General features: G+C 62.5%; 17 protein-coding genes. 16 read left to right on the plus strand and 1 reads right to left on the minus strand.

Annotation, left to right across the window (positions count from 1 at the left end):
- Window positions 1-40: 40 nt before the first annotated feature.
- The gene (gene ispB, locus KZO25_RS17650; RefSeq protein ID WP_223137957.1) at window positions 41-1,048 is read right to left on the minus strand and encodes an octaprenyl diphosphate synthase; all 1,008 of its coding nucleotides are present in this window, start codon (window positions 1,046-1,048) and stop codon (window positions 41-43) included.
- Window positions 1,049-1,333: 285 nt separating this feature from the next.
- Between ispB and rplU the strand changes: the two genes are divergently transcribed.
- From rplU to KZO25_RS17730, 16 genes are all read left to right on the plus strand, one after another.
- On the plus strand, window positions 1,334-1,645 hold the full coding sequence (gene rplU / locus KZO25_RS17655; RefSeq protein ID WP_066443749.1) for a 50S ribosomal protein L21: 312 nt from the start codon (window positions 1,334-1,336) through the stop codon (window positions 1,643-1,645).
- Window positions 1,646-1,678: 33 nt separating this feature from the next.
- Window positions 1,679-1,936: a 50S ribosomal protein L27 gene (rpmA, locus tag KZO25_RS17660; protein ID WP_066443752.1), complete on the plus strand. Its 258-nt coding sequence runs from the start codon at window positions 1,679-1,681 to the stop codon at window positions 1,934-1,936.
- A gap of 84 nt (window positions 1,937-2,020) precedes the next feature.
- Window positions 2,021-3,208: an Obg family GTPase CgtA gene (cgtA, locus tag KZO25_RS17665; RefSeq protein WP_223137958.1), complete on the plus strand. Its 1,188-nt coding sequence runs from the start codon at window positions 2,021-2,023 to the stop codon at window positions 3,206-3,208.
- A gap of 68 nt (window positions 3,209-3,276) precedes the next feature.
- Complete coding sequence (gene proB / locus KZO25_RS17670) at window positions 3,277-4,413, plus strand: glutamate 5-kinase (protein ID WP_223137959.1); 1,137 nt, start codon at window positions 3,277-3,279, stop codon at window positions 4,411-4,413.
- 246 nt (window positions 4,414-4,659) lie between these two features.
- Entirely contained in the window at window positions 4,660-4,926 is a 267-nt protein-coding gene (rpsT, locus tag KZO25_RS17675) for a 30S ribosomal protein S20 (RefSeq protein WP_066443760.1), read from the plus strand.
- Between the two features lie 280 nt (window positions 4,927-5,206).
- A complete protein-coding gene (gene murJ / locus KZO25_RS17680) occupies window positions 5,207-6,730 on the plus strand; it encodes a murein biosynthesis integral membrane protein MurJ (protein WP_066452144.1) in 1,524 nt (507 codons plus the stop codon).
- A 233-nt stretch (window positions 6,731-6,963) separates the two neighbouring features.
- Entirely contained in the window at window positions 6,964-8,022 is a 1,059-nt protein-coding gene (gene ribF / locus KZO25_RS17685) for a bifunctional riboflavin kinase/FAD synthetase (RefSeq protein WP_223137960.1), read from the plus strand.
- Between the two features lie 10 nt (window positions 8,023-8,032).
- Window positions 8,033-10,882 (plus strand): isoleucine--tRNA ligase, encoded by a 2,850-nt coding sequence (ileS, locus tag KZO25_RS17690; RefSeq protein WP_223137961.1) that lies wholly within the window; start codon window positions 8,033-8,035, stop codon window positions 10,880-10,882.
- A 19-nt stretch (window positions 10,883-10,901) separates the two neighbouring features.
- On the plus strand, window positions 10,902-11,390 hold the full coding sequence (gene lspA, locus KZO25_RS17695) for a signal peptidase II (protein ID WP_262489117.1): 489 nt from the start codon (window positions 10,902-10,904) through the stop codon (window positions 11,388-11,390).
- A gap of 43 nt (window positions 11,391-11,433) precedes the next feature.
- Window positions 11,434-11,880, plus strand: coding sequence for an FKBP-type peptidyl-prolyl cis-trans isomerase (fkpB, locus tag KZO25_RS17700; RefSeq protein ID WP_066443776.1), 447 nt, complete (start codon window positions 11,434-11,436; stop codon window positions 11,878-11,880).
- A 185-nt stretch (window positions 11,881-12,065) separates the two neighbouring features.
- On the plus strand, window positions 12,066-13,040 hold the full coding sequence (gene ispH / locus KZO25_RS17705; protein ID WP_262489118.1) for a 4-hydroxy-3-methylbut-2-enyl diphosphate reductase: 975 nt from the start codon (window positions 12,066-12,068) through the stop codon (window positions 13,038-13,040).
- Between the two features lie 171 nt (window positions 13,041-13,211).
- The gene (locus KZO25_RS17710) at window positions 13,212-13,625 is read left to right on the plus strand and encodes a type IV pilin protein (protein ID WP_223137968.1); all 414 of its coding nucleotides are present in this window, start codon (window positions 13,212-13,214) and stop codon (window positions 13,623-13,625) included.
- A 4-nt stretch (window positions 13,626-13,629) separates the two neighbouring features.
- Window positions 13,630-14,058, plus strand: coding sequence for a GspH/FimT family pseudopilin (locus KZO25_RS17715; RefSeq protein ID WP_223137962.1), 429 nt, complete (start codon window positions 13,630-13,632; stop codon window positions 14,056-14,058).
- A gap of 11 nt (window positions 14,059-14,069) precedes the next feature.
- On the plus strand, window positions 14,070-14,474 hold the full coding sequence (locus tag KZO25_RS17720; RefSeq protein WP_223137969.1) for a prepilin-type N-terminal cleavage/methylation domain-containing protein: 405 nt from the start codon (window positions 14,070-14,072) through the stop codon (window positions 14,472-14,474).
- Entirely contained in the window at window positions 14,471-15,076 is a 606-nt protein-coding gene (locus KZO25_RS17725; RefSeq protein WP_223137963.1) for a PilW family protein, read from the plus strand. The genes KZO25_RS17720 and KZO25_RS17725 overlap by 4 nt, the downstream gene beginning before the upstream one ends.
- Before the next feature lie 33 nt (window positions 15,077-15,109).
- Window positions 15,110-16,228: a PilX N-terminal domain-containing pilus assembly protein gene (locus tag KZO25_RS17730; protein WP_223137964.1), complete on the plus strand. Its 1,119-nt coding sequence runs from the start codon at window positions 15,110-15,112 to the stop codon at window positions 16,226-16,228.
- The last annotated feature ends 266 nt before the right edge of the window (window positions 16,229-16,494 follow it).

Here is a 16,494-nt window from a genome sequence, read left to right on the forward strand (position 1 = left end):
ACGCCATTGTATTGGGCTTGCAAGCCCTCCAGCGGCTGCCTCAGGCTTCCCGTTCCACCGCCAGGCGAGCCAGTTCGGCCATGCTGTCCCGATAGCGGCTGGCGGGCAGCAGATCCAGTTGCTCCAGGGCTTTGGCGGCCATCTCCTCGGCGCGGGCACGGGTGTAGTCCAGCGCGCCGGTATCGCGCACGATGGTCAGCACATCTTCCAGATGGTCGAGGCCGCCCTGGCGAATGGCCTGGCGAATCAATCTGCTCTGCTCGGGGGTGCCGGCGGACATGGCCTGTATCAGAGGCAAGGTCGGCTTGCCTTCGGCCAGGTCGTCGCCCACGTTCTTGCCCATGGCCCTGGCATCACCCTGGTAATCCAGCAGATCATCGATGAGCTGGAAGGCAAGCCCCAGGTAGCGGCCGTAGTATTGCAATGCCGCCTCCTGCTGCGGGGTTGCCTCGGCAAGGATCGCGCCACTGTGTGATGCGGCCTCGAACAGCATGGCGGTCTTGCCGAGGATCGTCTCGAAGTAGGTGGCCTCGTCGATGTCCGGATTGCCCACGTTGGTGAGCTGTTGTACCTCGCCCTCGGCGATGACGCAGGTCGCCCCCGAGAGCACGCCCATGATCCGCAGCGAGCCGATCTCAACCATCATCTGGAAGGAGCGGGAGTAGAGGTAGTCCCCCACCAGCACCGAAGGGGCATTGCCCCAGGCGTCGTTGGCGGTGGCCCGGCCGCGGCGCAAGTGGGAGTCGTCCACCACATCGTCATGCAGCAGCGTCGAGGTATGCATGAATTCGATCAGCGTGGCCAGGAAGATGTGCTTGTCGCCCTCGTACCCCAGCGATCGTGCGGCCAGCAGCACCAGCAGCGGGCGCAGTCGCTTGCCGCCGCTGGCAATGATGTATTGCCCGATGGTTTCCACCAGCGGAACCCGCGAGGCCAGCTGTGACATGATGGTGCGGTTTACCGCGGCAAAATCATCGGCAACCGCGGCGTGCAGCGGCGAGTCCGGGGTGGTGCTGTCAGATGAATTCGAGGAGACGTTGGCTGGCATGGATTCGTTGTCATTCAGGCGGTGGGGCCGGCAAGCCGGTGGCTTTGTCCGTGGCCTTGGGTTGCGGGTCATGCTATGGGCCGCCCCAATGGGCGTCAAGCGGCGTCATACCTGTTAATGACGCCGTACCCTAGCTAGTCAAGATGTGGCTTGAACGGCCAGGTGAGTGTCGTTATAATACGCGGCCCACTCATCACGCTCCCTGTCAGATGGCTGCCAAAAGGGGCGCCACTCGAAGCAGGCCGACGAAGAGCCAACCCCGATGAGTTCTGGAGAGACACGCACATGTACGCAGTAATCAAGAGCGGTGGCAAGCAGTACCGCGTTCAGGAAGGCCAGACTCTCAAGCTCGAGAAACTGGAAGTGCCGACCGGCGAAACCATCGAGTTCGATCAGGTCCTCCTGGTAGCCGATGGCGATGACGTCACCATTGGTGCACCGCTGGTTGACGGTGCCAAGGTGGCTGCCGAGATCGTTTCCCACGGCCGTGGCGAAAAGATCCGCATCATCAAGTTCCGTCGCCGGAAGCACAGCATGAAGCGTCAGGGCCACCGTCAGTGGTTCACTGAAGTCAAGATCACCGGGATCTCCGCGTAAGCGGCAACCCCCTGAACGAGCGAGGACTTTGCAATGGCTCATAAGAAGGCAGCCGGCTCTACCCGTAACGGCCGCGATTCAGAATCCAAACGCCTTGGCGTCAAGCTGTTCGGTGGCCAGGTCGTGACCGCCGGCAACATCATCGTCCGTCAGCGTGGCACCAAGTTCCACGCCGGCACCGGTGTCGGCCTCGGCCGCGACCACACGCTGTTCGCCCTGAGCGACGGTGTGGTCAAGTTCGAGACCAAGGGTCCGAAAAACCGCAAGTTCGTCAGCGTCGTCTCTGCCTGAGAGCGCACGAACCGGTAGTAGGAGGGCCCCGCCAAGGCGGGGCCTTCTTGTATCATGACGGTGGATACCGTCGGGAGAGTAGCAATGCAGTTCGTCGACGAAGCCTCGATCATCGTGGAGGCAGGCAGGGGTGGTAGTGGTTGCCTCAGCTTCCGCCGCGAGAAATACGTGCCCAAGGGTGGCCCCGATGGCGGCGACGGCGGGCATGGCGGTAGCGTCTACCTGGTGGGTGACGACTCCCTCAATACCCTCATCGACTTCAAGTTCCAGCGTTTCTATCAGGCCGAGAACGGCCGGCCCGGCCAGGGGCGGCAGATGAGCGGACGCGCCGGTGACGACCTGGTGGTCAAGGTGCCAGTCGGCACCACCGTGATCGACGAGGACACGCTCGAAGTGATCGTCGATATCACCGAGATCGGCCAGCAGGTGCTGGTGGCCCAGGGCGGGCGTCGCGGGCTCGGCAATATTCACTTCAAGTCCTCCACCAATCGGGCCCCGCGCAAGACCACGACGGGCACCGAGGGCGAGCGGCGCAACCTGCGCCTGGAGATGAAGGTGATGGCCGACGTGGGCCTGCTTGGCATGCCCAACGCCGGCAAGTCGACGCTGATCCGTTCCGTCTCCGCGGCCAAGCCCAAGGTGGCCGACTACCCCTTCACCACCCTGGTGCCCAACCTGGGCGTGGTAAAGCTCGGCATGCACGAGCACTTCGTCATGGCCGACGTGCCGGGGCTGATCGAAGGGGCATCCGACGGTGCCGGGCTGGGGCTGCGTTTCCTCAAGCACCTGACGCGCACCCGGCTGCTCTTTCATGTGGTCGACATGGCGCCCTTCGACGAGTCCGATCCGGTGGAGGTCGCCGAGGCGATCATCCACGAGCTGGGCCAGTTCTCGCCGGCCCTCGCCGAGCTGCCGCGCTGGCTGGTGGTCAACAAGCTCGACCTGGTGCCCGAGGAGGAGCGCGAGGCGCGGGTGGCCGCCATCGTCGAGGGTCTTGCCTGGGAGGGCCCGGTGTATCGTATCTCCGCCATCAGCGGCGAGGGCACCGATGCCCTGGTGCAGGCGGCGCATCGCTGGCTGACCGAGCGGCGCCGTCTCGAGCACGAGGACGAGGAGGCCGCTGAGCGCGAGCGTCAGATGCGCGAGCGCATGGAGGCCGAGTCCGTGGCACGTACCGAGGCACGGCTGGGTCGGCGTCGCAAGCGCAAGGACGACGATGATGATGACTTCGATGATGATGATTATGACGTCGAGGTCGAATACGCTCCTTGAGGTAACAACTGGCTGCGCTCGCGCAGTGTCTCTGGGTTTGAGGTTCAGCCTTGTTGGAGAGTCGAAAGGTGAGCAACGAGCGGGTACCGGGACGCGATGCGCTGCGTGGCGCTCGTCGGGTGGTGGTGAAGATCGGCAGCGCGCTGCTGACCAATGACGGTCGCGGCCTCGATGAGCCTGCCATCGGTGGCTGGGTGGACCAGATCGCCGCGCTGCACAAGCGTGGCGTCGAAGTGGTGCTGGTCTCTTCCGGCGCCGTGGCGGCCGGCATGGTGCGGCTGGGCTGGCAGGTGCGCCCTTCGGCGGTGCATGAGCTGCAGGCCGCCGCCGCCGTGGGCCAGAATGGCCTCACCCAGTGCTATGAGCACCACTTCGCCCGGCACGGCCTGCTCACCGCCCAGGTGCTGTTGACCCACGACGATCTCTCCAACCGCAAGCGCTACCTCAACGCCCGCTCGGCGTTGCGCACCCTGGTCGATCTACGGGTGGTGCCGGTGGTGAACGAGAACGATACCGTGGTCACCGACGAGATCCGCTTCGGGGACAACGACACCCTGGGTGCCTTGGTGGCCAACCTGCTGGAAGCCGATGCCCTGGTGATCCTCACCGACCAGGAGGGGTTGTTCGACGCCGACCCGCGCCACAACCCAGGTGCCCGGCTGATCCACGAAGGGCGTGCCGGCGATCCGTCGCTGGCCGCCATGGCGGGCACCGGAGGTGCGCTGGGGCGCGGTGGCATGACCACCAAGGTGCAGGCGGCGCGGCTGGCGGCACGCTCCGGCGCGGTCACGGCGATTGCCAGTGGGCGCCAGCCCGAGGTGCTGATGCGGCTGGTGGAGGGAGAGCGGCTCGGCACGCTGCTATGTCCGGAAGAGGCGCCCATGGCGGCACGCAAACGCTGGCTGGCCGGCCAGCTGCAAGTGCGGGGCAGCCTGGTTCTGGATGCCGGTGCGGTGAAGGTGCTCCGCGGCAGCGGCTCGAGCCTGCTGCCGGTGGGGGTCAAGGCGCTGTCGGGCAACTTCGTGCGCGGCGACATGGTGCTCTGTGTGGACGAGCAGGGCGAGCGGGTCGCCAAGGGGCTGGTCAACTACGATGCCGTCGAGGCGAGCCGCCTTCTCGGCAAGCCCAGCCATCAGATCGAGGCGATCCTGGGCTACATGGAGGCGCCGGAGCTCATTCATCGCGACAACCTGGTGGTGCTCTGACAATGAGCGCTGCATGGACACTCGCAAGAAGCGCCATGCGCCACCGCACTGGCGACGTCATCCACCTGTGGCAAGGTAGTGGGTTGTTATGGTAGGATGCGCCATCCTCTCAGACACGGCCCGTCGACAACCATCGCGTTGCCGGATGGCCACACCGGCGGAAAAGTCAATTTTTCCAGTCCGGACAAAATGTTATCAATGCCGTCGGGATGCCCGGCGGCGTTACTGTATTCCAGGAGATAGTCAGTGGCGAACAGCAAGCAAGCCCGCAAGCGTGCCCGTCAGGCCGAAGGCCGTCGTGTTCTGAAGGCGAGTCAGCGTGCCATGGTGCGTACTTACCTCAAGCGCGTCATCAAGGCCATCCAGGGCGGCGATCACGCCGAGGCCATGAGCCAGTTCAAGCAGGCGCAGCCGGTCATCGACCGTATCGCCGACAAGGACGTGCTCTCAAAGAAGAAGGCCGCGCGCCTGAAGAGCCGCCTGAACAAGCGAATTAAGGCGCTGGCTGCGTAAGCCGGACGCTTTGGAGGAGTCCCGAACGCTGCGGCGCCGATGCGCTCACGTTCGAAGATATCCCACGAAAAACCGGCCAAGGCCGGTTTTTTTGTGTCTGGTTTCTAGCTGTGTCTGGTTTCTACCCCAGTGAGTCTTTGTTGAGTCAGCCTGCCGAGGAAAGGATAGCGTGACGGATCGCGAACAGCCGCCCGAGTCAAAGCCGCTACCGCCAGGGGACCCCTCCCCTGTGGCAGTGGCCGACGATGACCGGGCCGTGGCGCCGAAGGCCGGGGGACTGATGCGCTCCGGCCTGGTGGTCAGCGTCATGACCATGCTGTCGCGGGTCATGGGGCTGGTGCGCGACGTGGTGGTGGCGACGCTGTTCGGTGCCGGCAGCGGTGCCGATGCCTTCTTCGTCGCCTTCAAGATCCCCAACTTCATGCGCCGACTGTTTGCCGAGGGTGCCTTCAACCAGGCCTTCGTGCCGGTGCTGTCGGAGTACGCCACCCGTGGCAGCAAGCGGGAGGTGCGCGAACTGCTCAATGCCGTGGCGGGCAGCCTCACCGCGGTGCTGGCACTGATCACGGCGCTGGCCATGCTGGCGTCGCCCTGGCTGGTGTGGCTCTTCGCCCCCGGTTTCGGTCGTGACCCGGCCAAGCTGGCGCTGACTGCCGACATGCTGCGGCTGACCTTTCCCTACCTGCTGCTGGTCTCGCTGACCGCCTTCGCCGGCAGCGTGCTCAATACCTGGAACCGTTTCGCGGTGCCGGCCTTCACCCCGGTGCTGCTGAATCTCTCGCTGATCGGTGCGGCACTGCTGCTGACGCCGCTGATGGAAGAGCCCGCCATGGCGCTGGCCTGGGGCGTGCTGATCGCGGGGTTCGCCCAGTTGGCTTTCCAGGTGCCGTTCCTGGTCCGCCTGGGGCTGATGCCCACGCCATGGCCCAACTTTGCCCACAGTGGGGTGAAGCGCATCCTGGTGCTGATGGCGCCGGCGCTGTTCGGGGTTTCGGTCTCACAGATCAACCTGCTGCTCGACACCGTGCTGGCTTCGCTGCTGGCGCCGGGCAGCGTCTCCTGGCTCTACTACTCCGACCGGCTGGTGGAGCTACCCCTGGGCGTGTTCGGTATTGCCATCGGTACGGTGATCCTGCCGGCACTCTCCAAGCGCCATGCGGCCCAATCAGGGGAGCATTTCGCTGCCATGCTCGACTGGGCGGTGCGGATCGTGCTGCTGCTGGGCCTGCCGGCGGCTCTGGCCCTGGCAGTGCTGGCAGAGCCGCTGCTGATCTCGCTGTTCCACTATGGCGCCATGACCGAGCATGACATCACCATGGCGGCCATGAGCCTGCGCGCCTACGCCTTCGGGCTGATCGCCTTCATGCTGATCAAGGTGCTGGCGCCGGGCTTCTTCGCCCGCCAGAACACCAAGACCCCGGTAAAGATCGGCATCATTGCCATGGCGGCCAACATGGTCTTCAACCTGATTCTCGTCTGGCCGCTGGCCCACGCCGGCCTGGCCCTGGCCACGGCGCTGTCGGCTTTCCTCAACGCCGGCCTGCTGGGCTGGCTGCTGTGGAAGGAGCGGGTGCTGGTGTTCCAGCCCGGCTGGGGACGTTTTGGATTGCAGCTGCTGGGCGGCTGTACGGTCATGGGGCTGGGCCTTGCGTGGCTCTCGCCCGACTGGCAGCAGTGGCTGGGCTGGGGCGTCTGGACCCGGGTGCAGTGGCTGGCGATGCTGGTGGTGGCCGGTGCGGCGGTCTATTTCGCCTGGCTGATGGCCTTCGGGGTGCGGCTGCGGCACTTTCGGATGAAAGGATAAGCGACGGGACGCCAGAAGCCCTGAGGGGCGCCGGGGGCAGGTCGGCGCAAGAGGTCATTTGCCATGGATGGCGAATGTAGCGTCCAGGGAAGGATTTACAGCGCCTCTGAGACGGCCTGGCCCCGGATCAGCCCCGGTCGTTCGGTGTCTGGAACATAGGCGAACGGCTGATGGGTTCGCTATAATCGACGCCTTTACACGTTTCAAACAGAACAGGACATAGCGACGACCAGATGGAAGTCATTCGAGGACTGCACAATCTGCGCGAGGAGCATCGCGGCTGCGTGGCCACCATCGGCAATTTCGATGGCGTGCATCGTGGCCATCAGGCGATTCTCGACCAGTGCCGCGAGCAGGCCTCGAAGCTGCAGCTGCCGGTCACGGTAGTGGTGTTCGAGCCCCAGCCCCGGGAGTTCTTCGCCGGCGACCAGGCGCCGCCGAGGCTGACCCGACTGCGCGAGAAGGTACGTCTGCTGGGCGAGGCCGGGGTGGAGTATGTGCTCTGCCTGCCCTTCAACGATGCCCTGCGCAGCCTGACGGCGGTGGAATTCATCGACCGGGTGCTGGTCGAAGGCCTGGGTGTGCGACATCTGGTGGTGGGGGATGACTTCCGCTTCGGCTGCGATCGCAGCGGGGACTTCAACCTGCTCGCGGAAGAGGGTGAGCGCCGTGGGCAAGCTGGGTTCAGCGTCGAGCATACACGGACCTTCACCCTGGACGACGAGCGCGTCTCGAGCACCCGGGTGCGGACCCTCTTGGCCAGCGGCAACTTCTCCCAGGCGGCGCGCATGCTGGGCCGGCCCTACCGCCTGAATGGACGGGTAGTGGCCGACCAGAAGCTTGGCCGCACCATCGGCGTGCCCACCGCCAACCTGCCGCTGCTGCCACTGCCCCTGGCATTGCGTGGCGTCTATGCGGTGGTGGCCGAGCTGCCCGATGGCAGCCGCTGGCCGGGCGTAGCCAATATCGGCTGGCGCCCTACGGTGGGCAGCATTCGTCCGGTGCTGGAGGCTCACCTGTTCGACTTCGACGGTGACCTCTACGGCCAGCGGCTGGCGGTCTTCCCCTGCGCCAAGCTTCGCGGCGAGGTGAAATTCGACGACTTCGCCGATCTCAAGCGGCAGATCGGCGCCGACCAGGTGCGGGCCCGGGGCTATTTCGTCGCCCACCCCGCGGCCGATGACATCGGTTTGACAGACGACACACTTCCACTGGCATCGGCGCCCCTGGCGCGCGAGACCGTGGCTTCCGAATTCTCGGCGGGACGCCCCGCCGACCACGACGACGGCTGACCCCCAGGATATGAGCGACTACAAGCACACACTGAATCTGCCCGAAACCGACTTCCCCATGCGTGGCATGCTGCCCAAGCGTGAGCCCGGTCAGGTGTCGCAGTGGCAGGATATGAAGCTCTACCAGCGCCTGCGTGACGAGCGCCGCGGTCGCGAACAGTTCGTGCTGCACGATGGCCCTCCCTATGCCAACGGCAGCATTCATATCGGTCACGCCCTCAACAAGATCCTCAAGGACATCATCGTCAAGTCGAAGAACCTGGCCGGCTTCGACGCACCCTATGTGCCCGGCTGGGACTGCCACGGCCTGCCTATCGAACACAAGGTGGAAACCACCCACGGCAAGCACCTAGAGCCCGAGCAGGCCCGGGGGCTGTGCCGCGAGTATGCCACTGCCCAGATCGAGACCCAGCTCGTCGACTTCGTGAGGCTGGGCATCATCGGTGATTGGGACAACCCCTACCGTTCCATGGACTTTGCCAACGAGGCTGGCGAGATCCGCGCCCTGGCCGACATGGTCGAAGCCGGTTACGTGTTCAAGGGGCTCAAGCCGGTCAACTGGTGCTTCGACTGCGGCTCGGCGCTGGCCGAGGCCGAGGTGGAGTACCAGGACAAGAAGTCCGACGCCATCGATGTGGCCTTCCCCGCCGCCGACGAAGCCAAGCTGGCGGCGGCCTTCGGCCTGACAGCGCTATCCAAGCCCGCCGCCATCGTGATCTGGACCACCACGCCCTGGACCGTGCCGGCCAACCAGGCGCTCAACGTTCATCCCGAGTTCACCTATGCGCTGGTCGATACCGGCAGCCGTCTGCTGGTGCTTGCCGAAGAACTGGTGGAGAGCTGTCTGGAGCGCTACGAGCTCCAGGGCGAGGTGATCGCCACCGCCAAGGGCGAGGCGCTCGACCTGATCGAATTCCGCCACCCCTTCTACGACCGTGTCTCGCCGGTCTATCTCGCCGACTACGTCGAGTCCGAAGTGGGCAGTACCGGTATCGTTCACTCGGCCCCGGCCTATGGCGTCGACGACTTCGTTACCTGCCGTGCCCATGGGATGGCGTTCGAGGAGATCAAGAGCCCGGTGCAGGGCAATGGCGTGTATGTCGACGACCTGCCGTTCTTCGGCGGCCAGATGATCTGGAAGGCCAACCCGCAGATCGTGGAAAAGCTGCGCGAGGTCGATGCGCTGCTGGCACACAAGGTGATCACCCACAGCTATATGCACTGCTGGCGGCACAAGACGCCGGTGATCTACCGCGCTACCGCGCAGTGGTTCGTGGGCATGGACATCAAGGGCAAGGATGGCCGCACCCTGCGCGAGCGTGCGCTTGAGGGCATCGAGGCGACGCACTTCACCCCGGCCTGGGGCAAGGCGCGGCTGCACAGCATGATTGCCAACCGACCCGACTGGTGCATTTCGCGCCAGCGGAACTGGGGCGTGCCGATTCCCTTCTTCCTTCACAAGGCCACCGGTGAGCTGCATCCGCGTACCCTCGAGCTGATGGAAGAGGCTGCCAAGCGCGTGGAGAAGGAGGGCATCGATGCCTGGTTCCGTCTCGACCCGACCGAGCTGCTCGGGGATGAGGCGGCGGACTACGACAAGGTTACCGATACCCTGGACGTCTGGTTCGACTCCGGGACCACGCACCGCCATGTGCTTCGTGGCTCGCATCCCCATGGCCATGAAAGCGGTCCGCGTGCCGATCTCTACCTGGAGGGATCCGACCAGCACCGCGGTTGGTTCCACTCGTCTCTGCTGACCGGTTCGGCCATTGATGGGACTCCACCGTATCGTCAACTGCTGACCCATGGTTTTACCGTGGATTCTCAGGGGCGCAAGCAGTCCAAGTCGCTAGGCAATGTGGTCGCGCCCCAGGAAGTAATGGACAAGCTCGGCGCCGACATCCTGCGCCTGTGGGTCTCCTCCACCGACTATTCCGGCGAGATGGCGGTCTCCGACGAGATCCTCAAGCGCACCGCGGACGTCTATCGGCGTATCCGCAACACCGCGCGCTTCCTGCTCTCGAACCTGAACGGCTTCGAGCCGAGCCGGGACCAGGTGGCCTTCGACGACATGCTGGCCCTGGATCAGTGGGTGGTGGATCGCGCCGCCCAGCTCCAGGCGCGCATCGAGACGGCTTATGAGGAGTATCGCTTCCTCGACGTCTACCAGCAGGTTCACACTTTCTGCTCCCGGGAACTGGGCGGTTTCTACCTGGACGTGATCAAGGACCGCCAGTACACCACCCAGGCCGACTCCCTGGCCCGACGCAGCTGTCAGACCGCCCTCTACCAGGTGGTGCAAGCGCTCTCCCGCTGGGTAGCACCGATCCTCAGCTTCACTGCCGAGGAGATCTATGCGCATATCCCCGGGCAGCAGGGCGACAGTGTGCTCCTCGAGACCTACTACGACGGACTCTCGACCCTTGCCGACGATGCGCCCCTGGGCCGCGACTTCTGGGAGCAGGTGCTCGAGGTGAAGCAGGCGGTGAACAAGTGCCTGGAGGATGCCCGTAATGTCAAGACCATCAAGGGCAGCCTCGCCGCCGACGTCACGCTCTACGTCAGTGACGAACTGCAGGCGACCCTGGCCAAGCTCGGCGACGAGCTGCGCTTCGTGATGCTGACCAGCGAGGTGCGTCTGGCGCCCCTGTCTGAGAGCAAACAGCCCGAGGGGCACGTGGCCGAAGCCACCGAGCTCGAAGGCCTCAAGGTGGCAGTGTCGGCCAGCCCGCACCAGAAGTGCGAGCGCTGCTGGCATCATCGCGAGGACGTCGGTTCGCACAGCGAGTACCCGGACCTCTGCGGCCGCTGTATCGGCAACCTGCCCCAGGGCCCAGGGGAAGTGCGCCACTATGCCTGATGTGTCTGGTGGAGAGCCCATGGAGCGGCCGCTGCGCTGGCTGTGGCTAGCGGCGGCCTGGGTCGTGCTGGACCTGGGCACAAAGGCGCTGGCCTCCAGCCTGTTGAGCTACGGCCAGCCCGTGGAGGTGCTGCCGTTCTTCAATCTGACACTGCTGCACAATACCGGCGCGGCCTTCAGCTTCCTGGCCGACAGCCCCGGCTGGCAGCGCTGGTTCTTTGCCATCGTCGCCGTGGGCGCCAGTATCGGCCTGACCTACTGGATGACGCGGCTCAAGCGCGACGAGACGCTGCTGGCGATCTCGCTGGCCCTGATCATCGGCGGGGCGCTGGGCAACCTCTACGATCGCCTGGTACATGGTTACGTCGTGGATTTCCTGTCGTTCCACGTGGCCGGCTGGTACTACCCGGCCTTCAATGTGGCCGACATCGGCATCACCCTGGGGGCCATCGGCCTGATCTGGGAATCCATTTTCGAGGGGCGCAAGCAGGCGCGCCGTCGCGGTTGACAGTCATCATGCCGCGGCACGACAGAGACAGCAGAGGGCAACCATGAGCGAATATCGCATCGACGAGGGGATGGAAGTCACCTTGCACTTCACCCTCAAGCTCGAGGACGGCACCGTGGTGGACTCCACCCGCGACAAGGAGCCCGCCACCTTCCAGATGGGCGACGGCAACCTGCCGCCGGGCTTCGAGTATCCGCTGAAGGGAATGAGCGACGGCGAGAGCGGCAGTTTCGAGATCACCCCCGAGCATGCCTTCGGCCAGCACAACCCGCAGAACGTGCAGCTGCTCAGCCGTGACGACTTCGAGGATATCGAGCCCGAGGTGGGCACGGTGATGTCGTTCGCCGACGCCGCCGGGGGCGAGCTGCCCGGCGTGATCACCAGCATCGAGGGCAAGCAGGTGGAGGTGGACTTCAATCATCCGCTGGCAGGGCGTACCCTGACCTTCGAGGTCGAGGTGTTGGATGTGAGGCCCGCTCAGACACATTGAGCTGTTTGCTCGATGCTTCTTCTGCGGAAGGGCGTCGGGGGCAGGTCGAAGCGGAGGTCTTTTGCCAGGGAAGGCAAAAGTAGCGCCCAGGGATGGGTTCACAGCGCCTCCGCGGAGGCCTGCCCTCGAGATAGCCCTGGACCGAAATATCATCATCAGATGCCCAGGCATCAAGGCAAGGCGCCATGCAACGCAAACCCATGCAAATCAAGTTGGCCAATCCCCGCGGCTTCTGTGCCGGCGTCGATCGCGCCATCGAGATCGTCAACCGGGCGCTGGATGCCTTCGGCCCGCCCATCTACGTGCGTCACGAGGTGGTGCACAACCGCTATGTGGTAGACACCCTGCGTGAGCGCGGTGCCGTCTTCGTCGAGGAGCTCCACGAGGTGCCCGATGACGTCATCGTCATCTTCTCCGCCCACGGGGTCTCCCGCGCCGTGCAGGAGGACGCCGAGCGCCGCGGCCTCAAGGTGTTCGATGCCACCTGCCCGCTGGTCACCAAGGTGCATCTGGAGGTGTTGCGTTACGCCAGGCGTGGCCAGGAGTGCATCCTGATCGGCCACGCGGGCCACCCCGAGGTAGAAGGCACCATGGGTCGCTATGACACCAGCCATGGCGGTCAGATCTACCTGATCGAGGATGAGGCGGATGTCGAGCGGCTCCAGGTCAAGGACCCGTCGCGGCTCTCCTTCGTCACCCAGACGACCCTCTCCATGGATGACACCGCCAGAGTGATCGACGCCCTGCGGGCCAAGTTTCCCGAGATCGAGGGACCGCGCAAGGATGACATCTGCTACGCCACCCAGAACCGTCAGGATGCCGTTCGCGAGCTGGCGGCCGGCAGCGACCTGCTGCTGGTAGTGGGCAGCCCCAACAGCTCCAACTCCAATCGCCTGCGCGAACTGGCCGAGCGCAGCGGCACGCCGGCCTACCTGATCGACAACGCCGACCAGATCGAGCCCGACTGGCTCAAGGGCGTCGCCACCATCGGCATCACCGCCGGGGCCAGTGCGCCGGAGGTGCTGGTCAAGGGCGTGATCGAGCGGCTGCAGGGCCTGGGCGCCGAAGCCCCGGAGGAGCTGTCCGGACGGGAAGAGACCATCACCTTCTCGATGCCCCGCGAGTTGCGGGAGCGCGTGATCACCAGCGATTCGCTATGATGGGTCCAGGGTAGGAGAAAACTGGCACCGGCATGATCACGGGGCCATTCGTTCGAATTAGGCACGGAAGCCGGGCAGAGGCCCGGCTTTTTTGATGCCGGACTGGCGGCAGAAGATGTCATGCTACATACTGAAACAAAACGCACCGCAACCATGGAGACGCGCCGCTTGATGAGGCTAGCCATCCGAGGCCGCTCCCGGGCCGCCACAGGCATCCTCCGGCACACCGCCGGCTTCACGCTCATCGAACTGATGATAGCGGTCGCCGTGATTGGCATCCTGGCGGCGATTGCGATACCTAGCTATCAGGGCTATGTGGAGCGATCTCGGCTCTCAGACGGTCAGGCGGGGTTGATGCAGGCAGCTGGTGAAATGGAGAGATGCTACACCCGAAATCACGAATATCAGGCGGGCTGTCTGCAGACAACGAATTCTCCAGAGGGAGTTTATCCGACAATCGGCTTCGATGGTGCACCAAGTGCTGCTTACACGCTGCAGGCTACCGGAGGAACACGGGTACCATCAGGGTGTTCAACCCTGACTCTTACCAGTAGTGGTGCTCGTGGCCCCGAAGAGTGTTGGTAAAAACATGATGAGAGTCCGTGGCTTCACGCTGATCGAATTGCTCGTCACGATTGCAGTGATGTCGATCATCGCCACCATAGCCGTGCCGGGATTTCAGAACATGATGGCGGGTAACCGACTCGCCAGTGATCATAATGAAATTCTTGCAGGATTGAATCTAGCCAGAAGTGAAGCCATCAAGCGGCGGCAAGACATTGAGTTCGAGGTTACGAATGCTTCTCCCTGGGCTTTTGAAATTAGTTCTGGCGACGATACGCTCCGCGTTCGAAGTGGCTCAAGAGGAGGCCTTTCGTTCGGAACCGGATCGAGCGTGACTTTCAATAGCTTAGGGCGTGCACCCGCTTGCAGTAGCGGGTGTGTATTGACGATTACTCACTCGGCAGGAAGCAGAGAGATAAATATCAATTCATTCGGCCGGATCGGGAGAGGTTGAAAGCCGTGGACATGAGGCTTAGGGAAAATGGCTTTACGCTGATCGAGGCCTTGATCGCCCTGGTGGTATTGTCCATCGGCCTGCTGGGCGTGGCGGCCATGCAGCTCAAGGCCCTGCAGAGCGCCCATATGGGCTACCAGCGCTCGGTGGTGAGCCTGGCGGCCATCGACGCCCAGGAAAGGGCTTGGGCTGCACTGTCAGCAGCGGATAGCTGTCCCGATAATACAGCGATTTCCGCTATCGAAGCCGCCTGGAAAAGTGAATGGTTCGGGAATGTCTTGATCGACGTGAATAGCGGTATTGCGCGTACCGATGACTGCCGATACACCGTCACCGTGGAATGGCAGGAAGAGCGCTATTCCGTCGGCGAGACCGGCGATGCCTTCGTATACCTGTTCCGGTTGCCCGAGCTATGAACCGTCTACACAGGCCAAGCGTTTTTCCAAGCCTGGCAGGCGGCAAGCGGCCGCGGCGTCAGCTGGGTTTCAGCCTGATTGAGCTGATGGTGGCTCTGGTTATCGGGCTGATCATTATCCTGGGTGCCGGCCAGCTATTCCTGATGGGCTTCCAGACGTTTCGTCAGACCGAGCTGATGGGCAACAAGCAGGCGGCGCTCACCTTTGCCACCGAAACGCTGATTCGTGACATTCGCCGAGCCAATACGGTTGGTGGTACGCCGCAGATATCCTTCTCCTCAGGTGAACTCGAGGTCAGCTTTCCCAACAATGGCGATACGGATGCATGCAGTGATGGCGACACCGTGGTACGCATCTATCGGCTCAGTAACAGTCAGCTAAACGCCCGGGAAGGGTGGGCGCTGACCATGGCGCAGAACTGTGGTACGCCACCGACCGGTGGTTTCGAGCCACTGGTCAGTTCTTTTGTCAGCGGCGGGTTTAACGCCAGCGACGAAGCGAACGGGATATGGACGATTACCTTTACGCTGCTCTCCAGCCAGGATGGAGACTCCGATACCTTCGAGTTCAGAGCGGTGAATCGGACTGCTGCTGTGAACTAGAAAATAGCTGGTCACTCATGCCAGGAGGTTAGTATGAAAAAACAAAGAGGAGCAGCTTTGATCGTCGTCCTGTCGCTCTTGACGATGTCGCTGATGCTCGGGCTTTCCGGCATGCAGTCCTCGCTGGTCGATGAGCGATTAGCGGGGAATTACAAGGCGCAAACTGAAGCACAGATGGCGGCAGAACAAGCAGCCACTGAAGGGTGGTTGCAGTCTTCTAGTGCTGTTTTTGATGATGCAGTATCTCTTTCTGATATATTGGTGATGAATTGGGAAAATTTTGTTAGTGGTAACCAGTTTTCTGAGAGTCCGAGTGAGGTTGTTTGTGCTGGAAGGCTTGAGTGCCGATACAGATACATTGAGGACGGGGGGAGATATATTGTCTCAATGGGTCGGGTTTTTGTTGGTGATATTGGTGTGGCAGAAAGTGAGCCAATCTTTGTTCGTCTTGTAACCCTCTCGATACCGAATATAAACGGCGCCCATACGTGCTATGGAGAACTATGCAGTTATGACTCTGGAGGCAACTCTGAGTTGACAGGCATAGATCACCCTGTTCCAAGTAATAGTTCCTGTAATGGTGGGGCTTGTCGCACAGATCCGGATGAAGATGAAGAGAATCGTAATGATGTAGCGCAATGCTTTTACCCGGATACGTCAGAGAGTGGAAGTTTCGGCCACTGTAAGCCCAATGAGGAAGGGTTGAGTAATGATTCGGGAGCCGATGGATGGGTGGATTTTCTCGCTGCTCTAGGTTCTGGGATATCGTATTCTGGAGATCAGAACAATACGGTCGGTTCGCTTGGCTCTAGAACATCTCCTGCGTTCATAGATGTTGTAAGTGGCACTGTCTCAAGAGGTACAGGTAATGTTAATACGATTGGCATTATAGTGGTTAGAAGCGGAGCAACTTTTGAGATGTCTGGCACAGGTCATCATGAAGGGCTGGTCATAGTTGAGGAAGGGGCTAACCTTGTGTATAATGGAACCCCTGTTTTGTATGGGTCGATCATCAGTCTTAATGGTAGTATTGATTTTGATTTGAATATCACAGGAAATACAAGAGTTAGGTATAGTGAAGAAGCTGTTGGCATGCTTCGTAACTCTTTTGAAAATGGCTCTTCTGGCTTTAGTATTGGGTCATGGAGATGATGTGGGTGGCAAGCTGGCGTTTCTGAAACACGGCTCTTCACATGTTAGCTATTGCGCTTGGCCATTGAAATCACCCTGCTGAAGAGACCCTCTCCAGAGCGTGCAGACTAAATTCCAGCCAGTTGTCAAGTAAATACCGTCACACTTCATACCGTCACACCTCAGGCCAGCCAAGGGTATGCCGGTCTGGAGGTGACTAGCTGGGAGCGCGTGGTAGGTAAGCGCTCCAGCAACCCCATCTGTTCCGTCCTGAGTCAGGCCGGTAG

This window comes from Halomonas sp. ANAO-440, assembly GCF_019915905.1.
Taxonomy (GTDB): Bacteria; Pseudomonadota; Gammaproteobacteria; order Pseudomonadales; family Halomonadaceae; genus Halomonas; species Halomonas chromatireducens.

Coding starts and splice junctions, on each gene's coding strand:
- ispB (WP_223137957.1), bottom strand. CDS start 1,048: ATGCCAGCCAACGTCTCCTCGAATTCATCTGACAGCACCACCCCGGAC.
- rplU (WP_066443749.1), top strand. CDS start 1,334: ATGTACGCAGTAATCAAGAGCGGTGGCAAGCAGTACCGCGTTCAGGAA.
- rpmA (WP_066443752.1), top strand. CDS start 1,679: ATGGCTCATAAGAAGGCAGCCGGCTCTACCCGTAACGGCCGCGATTCA.
- cgtA (WP_223137958.1), top strand. CDS start 2,021: ATGCAGTTCGTCGACGAAGCCTCGATCATCGTGGAGGCAGGCAGGGGT.
- murJ (WP_066452144.1), top strand. CDS start 5,207: ATGCGCTCCGGCCTGGTGGTCAGCGTCATGACCATGCTGTCGCGGGTC.
- ribF (WP_223137960.1), top strand. CDS start 6,964: ATGGAAGTCATTCGAGGACTGCACAATCTGCGCGAGGAGCATCGCGGC.
- ileS (WP_223137961.1), top strand. CDS start 8,033: ATGAGCGACTACAAGCACACACTGAATCTGCCCGAAACCGACTTCCCC.
- lspA (WP_262489117.1), top strand. CDS start 10,902: ATGGAGCGGCCGCTGCGCTGGCTGTGGCTAGCGGCGGCCTGGGTCGTG.
- fkpB (WP_066443776.1), top strand. CDS start 11,434: ATGAGCGAATATCGCATCGACGAGGGGATGGAAGTCACCTTGCACTTC.
- ispH (WP_262489118.1), top strand. CDS start 12,066: ATGCAACGCAAACCCATGCAAATCAAGTTGGCCAATCCCCGCGGCTTC.
- KZO25_RS17710 (WP_223137968.1), top strand. CDS start 13,212: ATGAGGCTAGCCATCCGAGGCCGCTCCCGGGCCGCCACAGGCATCCTC.
- KZO25_RS17715 (WP_223137962.1), top strand. CDS start 13,630: ATGATGAGAGTCCGTGGCTTCACGCTGATCGAATTGCTCGTCACGATT.
- KZO25_RS17720 (WP_223137969.1), top strand. CDS start 14,070: ATGAGGCTTAGGGAAAATGGCTTTACGCTGATCGAGGCCTTGATCGCC.
- KZO25_RS17725 (WP_223137963.1), top strand. CDS start 14,471: ATGAACCGTCTACACAGGCCAAGCGTTTTTCCAAGCCTGGCAGGCGGC.
- KZO25_RS17730 (WP_223137964.1), top strand. CDS start 15,110: ATGAAAAAACAAAGAGGAGCAGCTTTGATCGTCGTCCTGTCGCTCTTG.